The following is a 19895-nucleotide window of genomic DNA, read 5'->3' as shown; positions in this document are numbered from 1 at the left end:
TTAATACGACCGCTCCTTCCCTACGGCGTTCGTGGGATCGACACCCATCGCGAGCAGGTAGGCGTCGGCCACCTTTTCGACACTGAAATCCCGCGCCCGACGCCTGACGTCCGGAGGATCAGTTTCATCAAGGGCGGCCATCACTTCTGCCGCAAAACCCTGGGCATCTCCGACCGCGGCGAGACGCCCCCACTTGCCGTCCTCCAGAATCTCGGCCGGACCGCTTTCGCAGTTGGTGCTCACCACGTTGGCCCCGCAAGCCATTGCTTCGATGATCGTGTTTGGAAATCCCTCCCTGCGGGAGGATTGAAGAAACAACGCTGCCCGCCGCATCCACGGATACGGATTCTTCGAAAAGCCGACCAGAGCGACCGAAGAATTCAGCTCGAGTTCGTCGATCAGCGTTTGAAGCGATCCCCGCAGCGGTCCTTCCCCGACAATGGCCAATTTGACGGGTCTCTTCCTCGCAATCCGCGCGAAGCTGCTTATGAGCGTGGCATGGTCCTTTGCGAAATCAAGCCGCCCAACGGCCACCAACAAAACCCTGCCATCCTCGACCGCGAAGGGGTGATCGAGCGGTTCATCCGCCTGCTCTTCAACATGTTTGATGTCCAGCGGATTGTAGATCGTTTTGACGGAACTCCGGTGGACCCCGATGCTCTGGATCAGGTCTTCCGCGACGCCATGCGATACAGTGATGATCGTGTCGGCACGACCATAGGTCAGCCGCATGAGGAATGGCAGGAACTTCTCACGAACCAGCTTCGTATCAGCGACGGTCCTGGAAAGATTGCTCCTTTCCGATATCACGATCGGTGTCCGGCGCAGCGAGAGCATGGACGAGACGATGCCAACGATATTTGCATGGGGTAACGCCGTCAGCATCACTCGCGGCTGCTCCCGCCTCAAATACCGGATCAAAGCCAATACGGAAAACAGCAACCGCGAGGCTCGGAGGTCCTGTATCCTTATCGTCTTCGGAACCAAAGCGAGATACTCGCCCGTCGCACACCCAAGCACCAGATCGATCGGCAAGCCGCGCCGGCCAAATTCGCTGGCCAGGGTGAGCATTGCCCGCTCGGTGCCGCCAGCACGAAGAGAGGGAATGAAGATAGCAATCCGAGCGTCTGGGCTGCCTGGTGATCTCTTGTCTTGGCGCGTGCACGTCACTCGGTTCGCCACCTTTCCTGGCCGGTCACGGCGAAAGCTTTTTTGCTTGCGCCTGACCGTGCGCGATGAGCGATGCTCCACCCGGATACCGGGGAGACAGCCGTCGCACTCGGGTCCACGAAAGCGGAGAATATCCTCGGGTGATCAATGTCTTCGCCGAAAGACATAGGCGTAGGTTTCAGCCGCATCCTTCCCGATGAGAAGAGCCGAGAGACCTAGCCAGAGGCGCCAGACAAGGAAGGCCGGCACGAAAGCGTAGAAGTATGAACTCCTCCAGAACAGATGACGCTGGACGAGTTCCAGGCCATTTTGCGCTGCGATCCTTTCCACCTCGCTCGGCAGGCATCTGTCATAGAAGGCTGGGAAGCCGTCGTGCCCCCTGCCCTTGTCCGGATAGACCGCAAACAGCAGGCGACGCTTGATCGCCTCGGGCAAGACCCGATTGAGCCTGGCGAAAACGGCGTTGCGTGAAGGCGAGAAAATGGCGACCGTGCCGCCCGGCCTTACGCAGCTGGCAATGCCGCGAAATGCGCCTTCGCCGTCGCGGACGTGCTCCAGAGTGGCCTGGCATATGACCAGATCGGCATCTCCCTTCCCCCTGAACGAGGTAAGATCCGCCTCGATCCGCTCGTCATAGATCTCGCCCGGAGCCTTCGACAGTTCCTTGGCATCGCGGTCCACCCCGACGACAACCAGCCCCAGACGACGCTTCTCGGCTAGGCTTACAAGCGGCCTTGCTCCTCCGCCCAGATCATAGACCAGTGCGTTAGGTGTAAAGAGCACCGGTGCGATTTCCGCAGCAAAGGCGTGGTTGCCATCCACGCGCAGCCGTAGCGGCAAGGCTCGGTCCAGACATTCTGAGACCGCCACGTTCGTGCGAACAAAGCCCCGCAGCAACGACGCTATCCCGTCATCGATTTCGTGGACAAGACGTGACCTCCCCCCTACCTCCGCTCAAAATAGGCCTGGTACCATTCGACGAACCGCCCGACGCCCTCCGTCACGGACGTGCCGGGACGATAGCCGACCGCCGCCTGCAGCGCCGAAGTATCGGCAAAAGTGTCAGGCACGTCTCCGGCCTGCAGCGGCAAGAGCTCCACGATGGCCTTACGGCCAAGCGCGTTTTCAAGCGCCTCGACATAGGCGGTCAGCTTCACCGGGTTGTTGTTGCCGATGTTGAAAATGCGCCAAGGCGCGCTGCTCGTCGCAGGATCCGGATTATCGGAATCCCAGGCGGGGTTAGCCGCAGCGGGGCTGTCGCTGGCGCGGATCACGCCTTCGGCGATATCTTCGACATAGGTGAAGTCGCGTGTATGATTGCCGTTGTTGAACAGCTTGATCGGCTCGCCGGCCAGGATGTTCCTGGTGAACAGGAACAGCGCCATGTCGGGACGTCCCCAAGGGCCGTACACTGTGAAGAAACGCAAGCCCGTGGTCGGCAGCCCGAACAGGTGGCTGTAGCTGTGCGCCATCAGCTCGTTGGCGCGCTTGGTTGCGGCGTAGAACTGCAGCGGATGGTCGGCCGGGCGATGCTCGGAAAACGGCATGTCGGTATTGGCGCCATAGACGCTCGACGTGCTGGCATAGGTCAGGTGGCCGACACGGCTGTTGCGGCAGGCCTCCAGCATGTTGGCGTAGGCGATAATGTTGCTCTCGACATAGGCGTGCGGGTTTTCAAGGCTGTAGCGGACGCCGGCCTGGGCGGCGAGATGGATCACCCTGTCGAAGGCGTGATCGGCAAAGCAGCCGTCCACCACGTTTCGCTCTGCGAGATTACCGTGGATGAAATGGTAGCCCGCATTGGTGTTGCGGCTTGCTTCGGCCAGAAGCCGCAGCCGCGCCTGCTTGATCTGCGGATCATAGTAGTCGTTGATGCTGTCTATGCCGACGACCTCGTCGCCACGTTCGAGCAGCCGCCTGGCGACGTGATAGCCTATGAAGCCGGCAGCGCCGGTGACCAGAACCTTCATCAGAACCGCCCGTCCGTAACATCCCTGGGGAATAGACCTTTGATGTCGTAGACGACGCTAGGGTCCTTGCAAAGCGCCCGAAGACCGGCAACGCCCAGGGTGTGAAACTGCCCGTGCCCCACGGCGACGACAACGCCATCGTAACGCGCGGCGGGCATCTCTTTAAAGCTCGTTACGCCAAAGGCGCGCGCGCATTCCTGCGCATCGACCCAAGGATCCCAGATATCGATGCCGGCATTGTACTGCCTCAGCTGCGCGACAATGTCGGCGACCTTGGAGTTTCTCAAGTCCGGACAGTTTTCCTTGAAGGCCGCGCCCATGACCAGAATCCGGCTGCCAACGACAGGTATGCCCTTGCGCATCATAAGGCGGGCCGTCTGGTCCGCTGCATGCCGGCCCATGCCGTCGTTGATGCGGCGACCGGCAAGAATCACCTCGGGATGATAGCCGAGTTCTTGAGCCTTGTGGGTCAGATAATAGGGATCGACGCCTATGCAGTGGCCGCCGACGAGACCAGGGCTGAAGCGCAGGAAATTCCATTTGGTGCCGGCCGCTTCCAGCACCTCCGACGTGTCGATGCCCAGTTTGCCGAAGATCAGCGACAATTCGTTCATCAAGGCGATATTGAGATCGCGTTGCGTGTTCTCGATGACCTTGGCTGCCTCGGCGACCGCGATGCTCGAGGCACGGTGCGTGCCGGCGGGAACGATCGAGGCATAGAGCGCGTCGATAGCGTCCGCCACCTCCGGCGTGGAGCCGCTGGTGATCTTGACGATCGTCTGCAGCCGGTGCTCGCGGTCGCCGGGGTTGATGCGCTCAGGACTGTAGCCCAGGAAGAAGTCTTCGTTGTAGCGCAGACCGGAATGTTTCTCGATCAGCGGCGCACACACCTCTTGCGTACAGCCGGGATAGACGGTCGATTCAAAGATTACCACCGCACCGGGGGAGATCACCTCGCCGACCGTGGCGGACGCCATGACAAGGGGCTTCAGGTCCGGCCGGTTGGCCCTGTCGATCGGAGTGGGGACAGTGACGATGAAAACTCCGCAATCCCGCAGATCGGCCTTGTCGCTGGTGAACCGCAGCCGCGTGGCGGCGTCGATTTCATCTCTGCTGGCCTCAAGCGTGTGATCTTCGCCACGCCTCAGCGCATCCACGCGCGATTGGCTGATGTCGAAGCCGACGACGTCCCTGATCGCTCCGAGGGCCACCGCCAGCGGCAAACCCACATAGCCAAGCCCGATGACAGCTATTTTCCTGGAGCCGAGGTCCATTTGCTTCCTGTCCGGCAAGCCTTAATCAGCCACGGCCTCCGCTATCGCGCACCATGGCCGGTAATCATCGTCTTGATGGTTCTGAGGGTGATGAGAACATCAAGCCAAGGCGAGAAGTTCTTTATGTAGTAAAAATCGTAGTGTAATTTCTCCATCACATCGTCGACCGCCGCAACATGCCCCTGGTTTACTTGCGCCCACCCGCTCACACCTGGCCTGACGATGTGCCGGTAGCGATAGAACGGCAATTCCGCCTCATACCAGTGCGACAGGACGACAGCCTCGGGCCGTGGCCCGATCCAGCTCATTTCGCCGCGCAGGATGTTGATGGCCTGCGGCAGCTCGTCGATCCTGAACTTGCGTAAAAAACGCCCTATCCGGGTGATGCGATCGTCGTCACGTTTCGTGATCGCCTTGTCCTTGTCGCTGCCAATGCCGGCTTGCTGCCTCATCGAGCGAAACTTGTAGACCGTGTAGATCCGGCCCCTGTAGCCAATGCGGGGCTGGCGAAACAGCACCGGGCCCTCCGAGTCCAGCCGGATCAGCAGCGCGATCAGCACCACGAAAGGTGAAAGAGCCACGACCATGACAAGCGCGGAGATCCAGTCGATTGCCTGCTTGATCTTGAGATAGGCCTGGTTCGGATTGAGCGAGCCGAGCGTGTTTTCCGACAGGTGTTCGATCTCGACGCGGCCGGTCAGCGACTCGCTGACCTGCTTGACGTGGTAGACCGGCGTGCCCGAAAGAGCCCGGTCCGCGATGTATCGTTCCCATTCGGCGTCAAGGTCGGCCCGCAGATCGACAACCACGCCATTCGCCCGTTCGATGACGGTGCCAGGCGAAGTGATCCAGAACCAATGCACTCCCGGCAGTGTCCTTAGGCGCTCTACGTTCCCGCCGGGAATGACGACCAGCCGGTACGGTTCGAGATGCCGCGTTATGATGCTCAGGCCAAAATACCAGAGCGTGGACTGGGTGAAGCTGGCAGCCGCCTGAAACCGGCTGTACTCGAAACGAAAAAAGAAAATAGTCAGGAAAACAAGCCCGTAGGACAGCACAAACGTCGGCAGGATGTAGCTGGCAGCGGCCACGCCGGGGAAATTCCCGATACGCCGATAGGCAAGGAAGCCTGCTACATGCGCAATGACCGCGGCAGCGACGGTTACCTGGAGATTGGCGACGTAGACCGCATCGGGTTTGAAGGCGATCCGGATGAGGGCCGGCGCGACGATCGCGAACGTCAGTCCGCCAATAAGTTGAAAGCGAATTTTGAACAGGAAGTGCCGGCTTCCGACAAGAGTTGATGTTGCGACATTCAACTTCTTCCCCCCTCGAAGCTGCCATGTCGGCGATTGCCATTGCAATAATGCGCTTGGCTTGGCCGTTCATTCGCAAAGCGGAATCAGGCCTCTCGCTACTGGCTGTTCGACTCAGTCGAAGATCAAGAGCTACGACACTGTAACGATACCAGCAAGTATCTATTTACACTGTAGCAACCGGCAGGATTTTTTGATCAATCGCATCGCTGAATGCGGTTCAAAAGCTATCGCTAATAGATAGGCTTACTGCCGGCCGTCGAGAATGTCTGGACGCATGAAGGTAAATGGATGTTCGTATCACTGGTGACTGGCTGACTGCTTGGGCACGACCTGCCAGTCACATCTGTCCGACCCGGACCAATGACCAGGTACTTCCCCGGAACCTCGTTTAAATTCAGGAGCGCTTCAGCAGCGACCAGACGGCTGGCACCAGGCTTGCGGCCAGAGCAACCTTGATCAGATCACCGACGATGAACGGCACGACGCCGAACTGCCAGGATTTTTCCGGACCGATGAGCATCGCCAGCCAGGCAAAGCCCATGGCCATCATGACGAACTCGGCAACCAGCATCGCGTTGAAAAGCTTGATCGGATGGCGATCCCAGCCGCGATCGGCGGCCCAGCCGGCGATCGCCGCCATGACCACGAAGCCGGCGAGATAGCCGCCGGTCGAGCCGAGCATGTAGGCAATGCCAATTCCCTTTTCCGGCGTGCTCTGGAAGACCGGGAAGCCCATCGCGCCCTCGGCCATATAGAGCAGCAGGGTGGCGACGCCGAGCCGCAGGCCGAAAGCGGCCCCGATCAGCAGGACGGCGAGCGTCTGCATCGAAATATCGACTGGCCCCAGAACCACCTTGGTCTTGGCCGACAGGGTCAGGAGCAATGTCCCGGCTATCGCCAGGAAGAACTGCGTTGCCAGCCGCGCCGCGCCATCTTGCGGCAGAGCCAGAGAAACAAGCGGGCGCATCGTCGTTGCAGTTGCCATGGTCTTCCCCATCCGAGTGCCGCCATCCGATGATCGCGGTCTTGCGTTTTCCTATATTGGCTTGCGTGCTATGCGGCAATCGGTTTTGCCATTCCCGCAACAGGCATCGACACCGTCATGGCCCTCGAATTCGATACCAGCTTCGATCCCTGCTACGGCGGGGGCGTCAGCGTCGCGCCCGACGTGCAGCGCGTCACGGCCCGAAATCCAAGTCCCTTCACCTTTCACGGCACCAACAGCTACATCGTCGGACGCGATACGCTGGCAGTGATCGATCCGGGGCCGGATGACGAAGCTCACCTTCGCACCTTGCTCGACGTCATCGCCGGCAGGCCGGTCAGCCACATCTTCGTCAGCCACACGCATCGCGACCATTCACCGCTGGCGGCACGGCTGAAGCAGGAGACCGGAGCCCAGGTGATGGCGGAAGGGCCGCACCGGCCGGCAAGGCCATTGCATATTGGCGAGATCAACGCGCTCGATGCCAGCGCCGATACCGCTTTCGTTCCCGATCTCGCGCTGCCGGACGGCGCGCTGGTCGCCGGCGACGGCTGGGCAATCCGCACGGTCCTGACCCCCGGCCATACCGCCAACCACGCGGCATTCGCGCTGGAGGGCACCGGCATCCTGTTTTCGGCCGACCACGTCATGGCGTGGGCGACCTCCATCGTCGCGCCGCCGGACGGGGCGATGGCGGACTACATGGCCTCGCTGGACCGGCTGATCGAACGCGGTGACCGCCTGCTGCTGCCCGGCCACGGCGGGCCGGTGACGGCACCGCGAGGCTTCATGCGCGGATTGAAGACCCATCGCAAAATGCGCGAACGGGCCATATTGGAGCGGATCCGCGCGGGCGACCGCACGATCGCAGACATGGTCAAGGCGATCTACAGGGATACCGACCCGCGGCTGCATGGCGCCGCCGGGTTGTCGGTGCTTGCCCATCTGGAGGATCTGGTGGCGCGCGGCCTGGTCGCGACAGACGCCGCGCCGGCCATAGACGGCATTTTTAGGCCAGCCCCTTAGGCCCGAGCATCTATTCGGCCGGAGCCGCGCCGACCTGGCCGGCGACTTCCTGGTCCAACTCCGCCAGAAAGTCGGTGATGCGCGCAGCGTTGTCGCCGAGGTCGTAGCGGCCGTAGCGGGAAGCCGACCGCATGTCGACGAGAACCGTATCCCCGTCGTCCGTGATGCGAATTGCCACGTCTGCGGGGAGGCCCAACACGAAGCTCCTGGCGACAGCGGTAATCGTCACGTCGCTTTGCCCGGCGAGTTCGGGATAGGGTCCGGTAAGATCCCAATTGCGGCGGTCGAGCACGGTTTCAACGGCAGTGACGACGGTCTCGAACGGCAGGTCGTAGCTACGCGCGGTGACAAGCGGATAGCTGTCGGTCTGCAACCGCTGCTCGCCGGGCGTCGGGGGCGAGAGCACGTTCATGTCCTTCGTGCGACCGGTGACGTCGAGTGCCGGCGGTTCGTCGAAATCGGTCGAAATATCCCTGAGCGGCGGAAAGATTGTCGCCCAATAGGCGGCGATGCCATAGGGGGTCAGCACCAGCACTGCCAGCAAGACGCCGACCGTGATGTCGCGGCCGCCATAGTCGCCAAAATTCCACACCCTCGAGAAGGCAAATCCGGCGAACAGCAGCGCCAGCGCCGCCAACAGCGCGACGATAGCCAACACCCACAGGAACACCGGCGTTTCAACGAGGTTGAAATAATGGCCGACGAACACGGTCAGCAAAAGCACCGCCGAAAAAGCAGCGGTGCGCCGCGACCATCCGGCAGCCTTCGACGTTTGCCGTTCCGAAATGCTGACCATGTTTCTCTGCGTCATCCCAAGCCGAAGAAGACTTAGCGCATGGCCACCAAAATCGGAATCGATTTTCGAGGAGGATCGTGCGCCAGTTGGAAATGCTATCGTGCCCTGCCGGAAAGGTGCACGTCGCTGCACTGTCCTTTTACGACCGCATCAGGCCGAGACACGCAATATCCCGTCAATCCGTCGGCAAGCGATAGTCGCTGAATTGCTGGCGCAAGGTGATCTTCTGGATCTTGCCGGTGGCGGTGTGCGGAATTTCGCCGACGAAAGCGACGTCGTCGGGCATCCACCATTTGGCCACCTTACCGTCGAGAAAACCAAGGATATCGGTTTTGGTCGGTTCCTTCCCCGGCTTGCGGACAACCACCAGCAAAGGCCGCTCGCCCCATTTCGAATGAGGGACGCCAATGGCGGCTGCCTCGGCGACATCGGGATGGCCGACGGCCAGATTCTCCAGGTCGATGGTCGAAATCCATTCGCCGCCGGACTTGATGACGTCCTTGGCGCGATCGGTGATCTGCATATAGCCGCCAGCGTCGATGTGGGCGACATCCCCGGTATCGAACCAGCCGTCCTCGTCGAACTGCTCCGAGCCGGCGCCGCCGTAGTAGGCGCTGGCCACCGCGGGGCCGCGCACCTTCAGCCGCCCGAATGTCTTGCCGTCCCAAGGCAGCGCGTTGCCGTCGTCGTCCGTCACCTTCATCTCGACGCCGAAGGGCGGGTAACCCTGCTTGCCCTGGACATCGAGCCGGGCGTCACCCTGAAGGCTTTCATAGTCCGGCTTCAGCGTACACAGTGTGCCGAGCGGCGACATTTCGGTCATACCCCAAGCGTGGACGACCTGGACATCATAATTGTCCTGGAATTTCTTGGTGATGATCCGTGGGCATGACGAGCCGCCGATGACGACCTTGTTCAGGTAGGGCAGCTTCCTGTCGGTCTCCTCCAGATATTGCAGCAGCATCATCCACACGGTCGGCACGGCGGCACTGAAGGTTACTTTCTCAGTGTCGAGCAATTCATAGATGGAGGCGCCGTCCATCTTGCAGCCCGGCATGACAAGCTTGGCGCCGATCATCGGTGCGCTCTGGCCAAGGCCCCAGGCATTGGCGTGGAACATCGGAACCACCGGCAGGATCGTGTCGCGCGAAGACAGGCCCATCGCGTCGGGCATGGCGGCGATCATGGCGTGCAGGACATTCGAGCGGTGACTGTAGACGACGCCCTTTGGATCGCCAGTGGTTCCAGACGTATAGCACATGCCGGCGGCGGTGCCTTCGTCGAAGCTCTTCCAGGCGAAATCGCCATCGGCCTCGTCGAGCCATTCTTCGTAGGCGACGACGTTGGGCAGCGTGGTCTGCGGCAGATGCGCCCTGTCGGTCAGCACGATCACCTGTTTCAGGGACTTGACCGCGCCGGCGATCTTCTCGAGCAAAGGGAGGAAAGTCAGGTCGACAAAGACCGCCTTGTCTTCGGCATGGTTCATGATCCAGACGATCTGCTCGGGAAACAGCCGCGGGTTGAGCGTGTGATAGATCGCGCCGATGCCCATGATGCCATACCAGGCCTCGATGTGGCGCGCCGTGTTCCAGGCCAGCGTCGCAATGCGGTCGCCCAGCCGATAGCCGTCACGCTCCAGGCGCTGGGAGACCTTCAGGGCGCGACGATGGATGCTGGCGTAGGTTGTGCGCACAATCGGACCTTCGATCGAGCGTGATACGATCTCTCGCGCGCCATGCTGCCGCTCTGCGTTGTCGATAAGCTTATGGCAAAGAAGCGGCCATTCCTGCATCAGCCCCAGCATTCGTTCCTCCCTTACGCTCCTCGCTTTTGTTGCCATTGTGAAGCGAACCGGTGGATTGTCCAGCCACCGCCGGGTGGCGAAGCAAATCCGGATGCCGGTCGCGCAGGCAAGCGATCGAATCGCGTCTTTCTTGGAGGTCCGAATGCCTGGCGCTCATGTCATAGGACCGGCGGCCTTGAAATCCATTATATCAGAGAAGTCTAAATTACTCGACCGAGAGGAGAATCCGCCACAATCCGGCCATCGTCGGCATTAAGTTTCGTTAATGGGCAAAGGGGTGCGATTGGCGACTGAAAGAGGTTCGCATGGACACGCAGCTCGACGATAAGGCACTGGAAAGTACGCTTGCCGAAAGCCTGGGCGATCTGGTGCCGGACACAAAGACTGTTTCCGAAGACGAATTTGTTGAAGTTGTCGGCGGTGCGCTCGAAGCGGTGGGCGGCACGCTGCTGTTCAAGATGTGCGTCCAGAACGAAGGGGAAGGCGAGCACGTCGCCGCGGCGTCCGTGGGCGATGGCGGCAATCGTCAATTCCTGCTGCTCACTCTGCCGACCGGCGGCGGCCACTTGAAAGTCGAGACCGCATCCAGGAGCAGCAATCCCGTGGCCGGTATCGCGGCCGCCTATGCCGGGTTGATGGACGCGTTCAGAACCGCCGCCTGAGCCTCGCCGGACAAGGTCTTCGCTAAAAATGCCGTCGGTAGCGCCTACGGCTGGAGACCGATTGCGGAATTGCCGGCGACAGTCGCCCTTGCGCAAACCACCTCGTCGACACACTTAAAGTTGAGACGAGGAGAAACAGCATGGACAAGATCGCCAACCCGGCACCCGGCTTCCAGCGCAATCCCGATAAGGTCATCACCGTCGAACCGTATAAGGGCACCGTCACCGTGCGTGCAGGCGACACTGTTATCGCCTCCTCGACGAACGCCAAGGTGCTGACGGAAGCGCCCTATCCGGCCGCCTTTTACATCCCGTTCGCAGACATCGATTTCAACAAGCTGAGCGGCACGCAATCCTCCACCCATTGTCCCTACAAGGGCGACGCAAGCTACTGGAGCGTGCTGCCTGCCGGCGAGGCAGGCAAGGATGCGATGTGGGCCTATGAGCAGCCTTTCGACGAAATGGCTGAAATCCGCAACCACGGCGCGTTCTACGCAAGCAAGGTCAGCATCGAAGCCAAGCCAGGCTGAACGGACGAACGAGGAGGCCGGACCTGCCGTCCTGCCGGTCAGTCGGTGGTGCCGTTATTGCCGAAGCCTTCGGCATCGTCGAGCCGCACGAAGGTCAGACCCTTCTGCTTGAGCGCCAGCAGGCCCTGCACGACGCCCTCCCCGGCGGCATGGGTCGGCTGGTTGATATGGGCGATGATGACGTCGCCATCCTTGGCCGCTTCTATGCGCCTTGTGGTTTCCCTGGCGCCGAGCAGCGAACCGCCGTCGCCATTGATCGAGAAGCCGGCGATCTTGAAGCCCAGCTTGCGGATCATGGCGATCGCCGACGGACTATACTCCGCGGTCGCGCCACGAAACCATTTCGGCGCTGGCTCGCCAGTCCCGGCTAAGGCGACGGCGCCCGACTCGACCTCGGCCAGAACCGCTTCCGGACTGCCGGCGCTGCGTATGCCATAGATCTTCTGCGGCGTGTCGACGGCCGGGATGTGACGGCCGCCGTGGTTTTCCAGTTCGAACAGGTCGGGATGTGCCCGCATGATCTCGACGGCGGCGGCGTTCCGCTTCAGCCAGATGCCGGTGACGAAGATGGTCGCAGGTATCCTGTTTTCCACCAGCGCCGAGAGGATGCGGTTGTCGGTCCGTCCGCCGCAGGCGTCGAGGGTCAAGGCAATGCGCCCGGTTCCGCCTGCATCCGGCTTGATGTGCAGGATGGGTTCGACCAGCGATGCGGCATGGCCGCTGGACACGACGGCCAAAGACATGGCGACAATGCAGAGATTTTTTTGCAGCAGGCGCATCAAATCCAATTCCAATCGGGCGTTTCACGGAGGCATCCCAAGACCCGCATGAGGCGAAAATCGGAGCTGGATAGCAGAAAAGCACCAGACGCGACAATCTGACCGTCTTGCGGCAGTTCCTCGTTCCGATCGGCGGCAGGCGCTCAGCCGCGGCCCGCCTTTGCCACCTGAACGGCCGCCTGCGCGGCCGCCAACCTGGCGATCGGCACGCGGTAGGGCGAACAGGACACATAGTCCAGTCCGACCTCCTCGCAGAAGCGGATGGAGGCCGGATCGCCGCCATGCTCACCACAAATGCCGAGCTTGATCCCTGGCCGCGCCGCCCTGCCCTTCTCGGCGGCCATGCGCACCAGTTCGCCGACGCCATGGATGTCCAGCGATACGAACGGATCCTGTTCGATGATGCCTTTCTGGCGATAGGTTTCCAGGAACGAGGCCGCGTCGTCGCGCGAGATGCCGAATGTCGTCTGGGTCAGGTCGTTGGTGCCGAAAGAGAAGAACTCGGCCGATTCAGCGATGACATGGGCGCGGATCGCCGCGCGGGGGAGCTCGATCATGGTTCCGGTCAGGTAGTCGATCTTGACGCCGCTTTCGTCCATGACGCTCTTGGCCACCGCATCGATGCGCGCCTTGACATAGTCGAGTTCCTTCACAAGCCCGACCAGCGGCACCATGATCTCGGGTACCACCAGCGCGCCGGCCTTGCGGCCAGCCTCGACGGCGGCTTCGAAAATGGCGCGCGCCTGCATCTCGGCGATCTCGGGATAGGACACCGCAAGCCGGCAGCCGCGATGGCCGAGCATCGGGTTGAATTCGTGCAGCGCCTCGGTGCGCTGCCTGAGCTTGTCCGGCGCGACATTCATCGCCGCCGCGACTTCGGCTATCTCGGCCTCGGTCTTGGGCAGGAATTCGTGCAACGGCGGATCGAGCAGGCGGATGGTCACCGGCAGGCCGGCCATGATCTCGAACAGCTCCAGGAAATCCGCTCGCTGCATCGGCAGCAACTTGGCAAGCGCGGCGCGCCGGTCCTTTTCGGTGTCGGCCAGGATCATCTCGCGCATGGCGATAATGCGGGCGCCATCGAAGAACATGTGTTCGGTGCGGCACAAGCCGATGCCTTCGGCACCGAAGGAGCGCGCCATGCGCGCGTCGAGCGGGGTTTCGGCATTGGTGCGCACCTTCATGCGCCGCACCGCGTCCGCCCATTCCATGATCGCGGCGAAATCGCCGGAAAGCTCAGGCTGGAGCATCGCCACTGCGCCCTTGAGCACCTGCCCGTTGCCGCCGTCGATGGTGATGATGTCGCCCTTGCGGAAGGTCTGCCCCATCGACATCAGCGTAGCTGCCTTATAGTCGACGCGCAGCGAACCGGCGCCCGAAACGCACGGCTTGCCCATGCCGCGCGCCACGACCGCGGCATGGCTGGTCATGCCGCCGCGCGTGGTCAGGATGCCCTCCGCCGCATGCATGCCGTGGATGTCCTCGGGACTGGTCTCGACACGCACCAGGATAGCCTTGCGTCCTTGTGTCTTGAGATCCTCGGCGTCCGCGGAGGAAAAGACAATTTCGCCGGTGGCGGCGCCTGGAGACGCCGGCAGGCCGACGCCGATGACGTCGCGCGCGGCCTTCGGATCGATGGTGGGGTGCAGGAGCTGGTCGAGCGAGGCGGGATCGATGCGGGCGACCGCCTCCTCTTTCGAGATCAGGCCGTCCCTGGCCATCTCGACGGCAATCTTCAGCGCCGCCTTGGCGGTGCGCTTGCCGGACCTCGTCTGCAACATCCACAATTTGCCGCGCTCGATGGTGAATTCGAGGTCCTGCATGTCGCGGTAGTGCTTTTCCAGCCTGTCCGAGATGGTGACGAAGGACTGGAAGGCGTCCGGCATCAGTTTCTGCAATGACGGCTTGTCGGAGCCGGCGGCGATGCGGGCCGCCTCGGTGATGTTCTGCGGCGTGCGGATGCCGGCGACGACGTCCTCACCCTGCGCATTCACCAGGAACTCGCCATAGAGCTGCTTTTCGCCGGTCGACGGATTGCGAGTGAAGGCGACCCCGGTGGCCGAAGTTCCACCCATGTTGCCGAACACCATGGCCTGGACATTGACCGCCGTGCCCCAGCTTTCGGGAATATCGTGCAGGCGCCTGTAAGTGATGGCGCGGTTGTTCATCCAACTCGAGAACACGGCACCGATCGCCCCCCAGAGCTGTTCGTGCGGATCCTGCGGGAACGGCCTGCCGAGCTCCTCTTCGACCTTGGCCTTGTAGAGCGCGATGACGCCTTGCCACTCGATAGCCGTCAGTTCCGTGTCGAGTTCATGGCCGAGGCTGGCCTTCTGATCCTCGAGGATCTCCTCGAACACCTCGTGGTCGAGCCCCATGACGACATCGGAATACATCTGGATGAAGCGCCGGTAGCTGTCATAGGCAAAGCGCGCATCGCCGGAATCGGCGGCCAGCGCCTCGACGGTTTCGTCGTTGAGGCCGAGATTGAGCACGGTGTCCATCATGCCAGGCATCGAGGCGCGGGCGCCGGAGCGCACCGACACAAGCAGCAGTTTCGACGGATCGCCGAAACGGCGGCCGGTGAGCCGGCCGATATGGTCCAGCGCCACGGCGACGTCCGCTTCAAGCCCTGCCGGATAGGCGCGGCCGTTGGCATAGTAGGCGTTGCAGACCTCCGACGTGATGGTGAAGCCCGGCGGCACCGGCAGGCCAAGGCTACACATCTCGGCCAGATTGGCACCCTTGCCGCCCAACAGATTCTTGTCGCCAGCCCGGCCTTCGGCCGCACCATCGCCAAAGGTGAAAACCCACTTGGTCATGCTTTGCTCTCCGGTTGCAGGAGATTGGAAAGATTGACGAAACAGAAAGCCCCGCCATATCCCGACTTTGGACGGATATGATGCTGCAATGCGAAAGGCAAGGCGTCGGCAAAGCCGTTTGGCCGCTACAATCGATTAAGCAAAAGCTGCGGCAAAAGGACTTGCCAGTGCAACGGTCCAAGACTAGAACATACAGGGAACGAAGAGGTGCATCATGAAGCTCACCGGAAAACTCGACTATCTGGAACTGCCGGCAACCGGCGCGACGCTGGACAGTGTGAAAGCCTTCTACAGCGCCGCCTTCGCCTGGTCGTTCACCGACTATGGACCGACTTATTCGGCCTTTAGCGAGGGACTGGACGGCGGTTTCCAGGCCGACAGCGGCGACGCCACCGCCAAGCCGTTGCCGGTGCTCTACTCCCAGGATCTGGAAGAGACGCTGGCAGCCGTCGAGAATGCCGGCGGCACGATCATCAAACCGATCTTTTCGTTTCCGGGCGGCAGGCGGTTCCACTTTGCCGACCCGGCTGGAAACGAGATGGCGGTGTGGGGAGAATAGGCGGCGCGACCGGCGCATGAGGCGACCGTCGCCAATAGAGTGGTGGATCAGCAGGAAAGTCGCAATCTCCAGGCATTGAGCTTTCCACCGGCACAGCCTATAAGGCCGCGCGCAGTCGACGCATGTCAGCTGCTGGGGCGTCGCCAAGTGGTAAGGCATCGGTTTTTGGTACCGACATTCCCAGGTTCGAATCCTGGCGCCCCAGCCAAGCGCACAAGGTCCGTTCCGGACACATAGGTTACGGTTTATACCGGAGACATGTTGTTGGAGCAGAATGAGAATCTATTCCGTCGCCGAGCGGATTGCCTTTGTCGTCACGCTCCTGGCCGTCCTCGTTCTCGCGCTGCTGCCGGCACATCGCCTCAAGCAATTCGGAATCGATATCGGCTTCCATTATGACAAGCTCAATCACGCCAGCGCATTCGCCGTGCTGGCTTTCCTGGGCAGCCTCGGCTGGCCGCGGCACAAGCCGGCGCTGATCGTCTTCCTCGCCTTTGTCGGCGCTGCCATAGAAGTTCTCCAGGGCACCACGGCGATAGGCCGCGATTTCGACGTGCTCGACTGGGTTGCCGATTGCATTGGCATTGCATGCGGTCTGCTGGCCGCGATCTGGGCGACCTGGATCGTGCAACGCGCAAGGTGAGAAGAAGCCGAACCGACTGCCTTACCGCGAAAGACAACGCTCAAAATCAGGCTTCAGCACGGCACGTTGAAGGTGAAGTCAGCTTGCCTCGCGCATGGCTTCGGCTGCCTGCAGATCGACCGAAACGAGCTGGCTGACGCCCTGCTCGGCCATGGTCACCCCGAACAGCCGGTCCATGCGCGCCATGGTGATGGGATTATGGGTGATGATGACGAAGCGCGTCTCGGTGGTCTTGGCCATCTCGTCCATCAGATTGCAGAAGCGTTCGACATTGTGATCGTCGAGCGGCGCATCGACTTCGTCGAGCACGCAGATCGGCGCCGGGTTGGTGAGGAACACGGCGAAGATCAGCGACATCGCCGTCAGCGCCTGCTCGCCACCGGACAGCAGCGTCATGGTCTGCGGCTTCTTGCCGGGCGGACGGGCAAGGATTTCAAGTCCTGCCTCGAGCGGATCCTCGGATTCGATCAGCTGCAATTCCGCCGTGCCGCCGCCGAAGAGATGCGAGAATAGCCGCTGGAAATGACCGTTGACCACGTCGAAAGCGGCGAGAAGCCGCTCGCGGCCTTCGCGGTTGAGGCTCTGGATCGCTTGCCTGAGCTTGCGGATCGCCTCGATGATGTCCTCGCGCTCCGAGACGATGGTCTCCAGCCGGTCCGAAAGCTCCTTCTGCTCCTCCTCGGCGCGCAAATTGACGGCGCCGAGCCGCTCGCGCTCGATCTTCAGCCTGTCGAGCTGGCGCTCGATCTCGGCCATTTCGGGCATCGGATCGTCGGCCTCCAGCCCGGTATGGCGGATGACCAGATGTGGCGGCGTGTTCAGCGTCTCCTGGATGCGCGCCTCGACCTCCAGCCGGCGCTCGTCGGCCGCGGTCAAGCGCTCCTCGGCGCGGACACGGGTCTCGCGCGCCTCGGCCAGCGACTGGATGGCGCTGGTGGCCGCCTTGTCCAGTTCGGCCTGCCTGTTCTCCGCTTCCTGCAGACGGTCGGCCGCCGCCTTGCGCAAGGTCTCGGCCTCGGTGAGCTGTGACAGCAAGGCGCGCCGCTTGGCATCGATCTCGTCGGGTGCGTCGGCCAATCTCTCGCGTTCGGCCTCGGCCTCTGCCTTGCGTTCGCCCAGCGAGGCGATCTGCGTCGAAGCGTTCTCGCCGCGCTCCAGCCAGTTGCTGCGCTCGGCGCCGATCGCATCGAGCCGGCGCGACCGCGCCTCGGCCTCCCGCCGCAACCCTTCATGGACGGCACGCGCATCGGCGAGCGTGGCGCGGTCGCGGGCGACATTGGCCGAGGATTGCTCGAGCTGTATCTGCAGGTCGCCGAGATCGGGCGCGTCCTGCAGCAGCATTTCCGCCTCGGCAAAGGCGGCCGAAGTTTCTTGATGACTGTCGACAATACGGGCGCGGGCCTCGTCCAGGGCGGCGCGCCGGCTCGCCAACTCGCCGCCGGCCTTTTCGGCTTCGGCCAGCGCGTTGCGGGCGGCGTCCAGCCCGTGCTGGGCGTCGCGTCCGGCCTGACGCGCGGCGCGCTCGGCCTCGCTGGCCTCGCGAAGCGACTGTTCGGCCTGTGCGAGCACCGCCTCGGCCTCGCGCAGCATAAGCGTCGCCTGCACCGCTTCGGCATCGAGCTCGGCCAGCCGGTTCTTTTGCGCCAGGCGTTGCGCGGCCGCGGTCGGCGCGTCGGCGCTGGCGGTCAGCCCGTCCCACCGCCACAGCGCGCCCTCAGGGCTGACCAGCCTCTGGCCGGGCGCGAGCAGCCCTTGCAGGCGGCGGCCGTCGGCGGCTTCGACAATGCCGATCTGCGCCAGCCGGCGGGCAAGCTGCGCCGGGGCACGTACCACGCTGGCCAGGCTCTTGATGCCTTCGGGAAGCGTGGCGTCATCGGCCTGGATCGCGCTCTCGCCCCAATGCACCGGGGCGCTGCGGTCGAGCGGCACGTCAAGGTCCTCGCCGAGGGCGGCGCCCAAGGCCGTCTCATAGCCGCGCTCGACGCTGATCTGTTCCAGCACGGACGGGAAGAGATCGCCGCTGGCTGCGTTCAGGATCTTGGCCAGCGTGCGGGCTTCGGTTTCGATGCGCGCCAGTTCGGCCCTGGCGTCCTGTAATGGCGGGCGGGCGGCATTTTCGGCGGCGCGCGCCTCGGCGACCGCCTGTTCGGCGGCAATCGCGCCGGCCTCGCTCTCTTCGAGCCGCGCCAGCGCGTCCTCGACCAGAAGTCGCTTCTCGGCCGGGTCGGGCAAGCCCGCGACTTTGGAGAGTATTTCCGACAATTCGCGGTCGACATCGGCGAGTTGGCGGGCGAAACGGTCCCGACGCTCGGCGGTCTCGCGCAGCGTCCGCTCGACCTGATTGCGCGAAGCGGCGGCCTCGGCCCGCTCGGCGGTAAGTGCTGCAAGCCTGGCTTCGCTCTGCGAGAGCGTCGCGGCTGCCTGTTCGAAGGCGGCGCGGGTGGTTGCTTCACGCTCGGCCGCGCCGGCATTTTCGGAGTTGAGCGCTGCTTCCTCGGCGCGCAGGCGTTCGAGGATATCCGCATTGTCGCGCACCATGCGCTCCTCGCGGGCGATGTCACCGTCGAGCTGCTGGAGCCGGCGCTCGAGTTCTGCCTGACGGGCGCGGATGCGGCCGGCTTCTTCCTCGATCTGCGATCTGGCGATCGACAGGCGCTGGAAGGCCGCGGCCGCCGCAGCTTCGGCGTCACGCAAATCGGGCAGCCGATGCGCGCCGATACCTTGCTCCCTGGCGGCCGCCATCTGGGCGGCGGCGCGGTCGCCAACCAGGGCGGTGGCGACGGCCAGCGCCGAACGTGCCTCGCCTTCCTGGGCCTTGGCCAGCGTCCAGCGCAGATGGAGCAGCGTCGCCTCGGCCTTGCGGATGTCGGCCGACAGGTTCTTGAAGCGGGAGGCCTGGCGTGCCTGGCGCTTCAGGCTTTCGATCTGGCTTTCCAGCTCGCCAACGACGTCATCCAGGCGCTCGAGGTTCTGCTCGGCGGCCTTGAGCCTGAGTTCGGCCTCGTGGCGGCGCGTATGCAGGCCGGAAATGCCGGCCGCTTCTTCCAGCAGGGCGCGGCGCGCCTGGGGCTTGGCCTGGATCAGCTCGCCGATGCGACCCTGGCCAACCATCGAGGGCGAACGCGCGCCGGTCGACTGGTCGGCGAACAGAAGCTGCACGTCCTTGGCGCGCGCTTCCTTGCCGTTGATACGGTAGAGCGAGCCCGCCTCACGCTCGATGCGGCGCGAGACCTGCAATTCGTCGGCGTCGTTGAAGGCTGCCGGCGCCGAGCGATCGCTGTTGTCGAGGAACAACGTGACCTCGGCGGTATTGCGTGCCGGGCGCGTGCCCGAGCCGGAAAAGATCACGTCGTCCATGCCGGACGCGCGCATGTTCTTGTAGGAGCTTTCGCCCATCACCCAGCGCAGCGCCTCGACAAGGTTAGACTTGCCGCAGCCGTTCGGCCCGACAATGCCCGTCAGGCCGCGTTCGATCACGAACTCGCCTGGTTCGACGAAGGATTTGAAACCGAGGAGGCGAAGGCGCGAAAACTTCATTCACGCCGCCCTGAAAGCG

General features: G+C 62.8%; 16 protein-coding genes and 1 tRNA gene. 6 read left to right on the top strand and 11 right to left on the bottom strand.

Annotated elements, in window-relative coordinates:
- The 6 genes from FJ426_RS05370 to FJ426_RS05345 form a co-directional block, all read right to left on the bottom strand.
- A complete protein-coding gene (locus tag FJ426_RS05370) occupies nucleotides 1-1170 on the bottom strand; it encodes a glycosyltransferase (protein ID WP_224680899.1) in 1170 nt (389 codons plus the stop codon).
- A gap of 144 nt (nucleotides 1171-1314) precedes the next feature.
- The gene (locus FJ426_RS05365; protein WP_181167188.1) at nucleotides 1315-2067 is read right to left on the bottom strand and encodes a methyltransferase domain-containing protein; all 753 of its coding nucleotides are present in this window, start codon (nucleotides 2065-2067) and stop codon (nucleotides 1315-1317) included.
- 47 nt (nucleotides 2068-2114) lie between these two features.
- Nucleotides 2115-3140 (bottom strand): NAD-dependent epimerase, encoded by a 1026-nt coding sequence (locus FJ426_RS05360; protein ID WP_140520789.1) that lies wholly within the window; start codon nucleotides 3138-3140, stop codon nucleotides 2115-2117.
- The gene (locus tag FJ426_RS05355) at nucleotides 3140-4414 is read right to left on the bottom strand and encodes a nucleotide sugar dehydrogenase (protein ID WP_140824768.1); all 1275 of its coding nucleotides are present in this window, start codon (nucleotides 4412-4414) and stop codon (nucleotides 3140-3142) included. Before FJ426_RS05355 ends, FJ426_RS05360 begins: the two co-directional genes overlap by 1 nt.
- 41 nt (nucleotides 4415-4455) lie before the next feature.
- On the bottom strand, nucleotides 4456-5733 hold the full coding sequence (locus tag FJ426_RS05350; RefSeq protein ID WP_181168415.1) for a sugar transferase: 1278 nt from the start codon (nucleotides 5731-5733) through the stop codon (nucleotides 4456-4458).
- A 394-nt stretch (nucleotides 5734-6127) separates the two neighbouring features.
- On the bottom strand, nucleotides 6128-6718 hold the full coding sequence (locus tag FJ426_RS05345; RefSeq protein ID WP_140520792.1) for a biotin transporter BioY: 591 nt from the start codon (nucleotides 6716-6718) through the stop codon (nucleotides 6128-6130).
- A gap of 117 nt (nucleotides 6719-6835) precedes the next feature.
- On the opposite strand from FJ426_RS05345, the gene FJ426_RS05340 reads away from it, so the two are divergent.
- Nucleotides 6836-7744 carry an MBL fold metallo-hydrolase gene (locus tag FJ426_RS05340; RefSeq protein WP_140564248.1) on the top strand — a complete coding sequence of 303 codons (909 nt, stop codon included), beginning with the start codon at nucleotides 6836-6838 and terminating at the stop codon, nucleotides 7742-7744.
- 10 nt (nucleotides 7745-7754) lie between these two features.
- On the opposite strand, the gene FJ426_RS05335 is transcribed toward FJ426_RS05340, so the two are convergent.
- Entirely contained in the window at nucleotides 7755-8540 is a 786-nt protein-coding gene (locus FJ426_RS05335) for a DUF1499 domain-containing protein (protein WP_140494907.1), read from the bottom strand.
- A gap of 175 nt (nucleotides 8541-8715) precedes the next feature.
- Entirely contained in the window at nucleotides 8716-10344 is a 1629-nt protein-coding gene (locus FJ426_RS05330) for a fatty-acid--CoA ligase (protein ID WP_140559391.1), read from the bottom strand.
- 305 nt (nucleotides 10345-10649) lie between these two features.
- Between FJ426_RS05330 and FJ426_RS05325 the strand changes: the two genes are divergently transcribed.
- Together FJ426_RS05325 and FJ426_RS05320 are read left to right on the top strand one after the other, a co-directional pair.
- Nucleotides 10650-11006, top strand: coding sequence for a hypothetical protein (locus FJ426_RS05325; protein ID WP_140494911.1), 357 nt, complete (start codon nucleotides 10650-10652; stop codon nucleotides 11004-11006).
- 140 nt (nucleotides 11007-11146) lie between these two features.
- The gene (locus FJ426_RS05320) at nucleotides 11147-11536 is read left to right on the top strand and encodes a DUF427 domain-containing protein (protein ID WP_140520795.1); all 390 of its coding nucleotides are present in this window, start codon (nucleotides 11147-11149) and stop codon (nucleotides 11534-11536) included.
- A gap of 38 nt (nucleotides 11537-11574) precedes the next feature.
- On the opposite strand, the gene FJ426_RS05315 is transcribed toward FJ426_RS05320, so the two are convergent.
- Nucleotides 11575-12315 (bottom strand): polysaccharide deacetylase family protein, encoded by a 741-nt coding sequence (locus tag FJ426_RS05315; RefSeq protein WP_140559390.1) that lies wholly within the window; start codon nucleotides 12313-12315, stop codon nucleotides 11575-11577.
- A gap of 143 nt (nucleotides 12316-12458) precedes the next feature.
- Nucleotides 12459-15137: a pyruvate, phosphate dikinase gene (gene ppdK / locus FJ426_RS05310; protein ID WP_140559389.1), complete on the bottom strand. Its 2679-nt coding sequence runs from the start codon at nucleotides 15135-15137 to the stop codon at nucleotides 12459-12461.
- A gap of 214 nt (nucleotides 15138-15351) precedes the next feature.
- Between ppdK and FJ426_RS05305 the strand changes: the two genes are divergently transcribed.
- The 3 genes from FJ426_RS05305 to FJ426_RS05295 all read left to right on the top strand — a co-directional run bounded on the left by FJ426_RS05305 (nucleotide 15352) and on the right by FJ426_RS05295 (nucleotide 16339).
- Nucleotides 15352-15696 (top strand): VOC family protein, encoded by a 345-nt coding sequence (locus FJ426_RS05305; RefSeq protein ID WP_140494922.1) that lies wholly within the window; start codon nucleotides 15352-15354, stop codon nucleotides 15694-15696.
- Between the two features lie 133 nt (nucleotides 15697-15829).
- Nucleotides 15830-15904: transfer RNA gene (locus FJ426_RS05300), tRNA-Gln, on the top strand.
- A gap of 66 nt (nucleotides 15905-15970) precedes the next feature.
- The gene (locus FJ426_RS05295) at nucleotides 15971-16339 is read left to right on the top strand and encodes a VanZ family protein (protein ID WP_140555925.1); all 369 of its coding nucleotides are present in this window, start codon (nucleotides 15971-15973) and stop codon (nucleotides 16337-16339) included.
- A 78-nt stretch (nucleotides 16340-16417) separates the two neighbouring features.
- Here the strand turns inward: FJ426_RS05295 and smc are convergent, their stop codons facing one another.
- The gene (smc, locus tag FJ426_RS05290; RefSeq protein ID WP_140559388.1) at nucleotides 16418-19876 is read right to left on the bottom strand and encodes a chromosome segregation protein SMC; all 3459 of its coding nucleotides are present in this window, start codon (nucleotides 19874-19876) and stop codon (nucleotides 16418-16420) included.
- Nucleotides 19877-19895: the final 19 nt, after the last annotated feature.

Origin of the sequence: Mesorhizobium sp. B2-6-4, assembly GCF_006441495.1 — a bacterium.
Lineage (GTDB): Bacteria > Pseudomonadota > Alphaproteobacteria > Rhizobiales > Rhizobiaceae > Mesorhizobium.
This window is presented reverse-complemented; position numbering and strand designations above follow the sequence as displayed.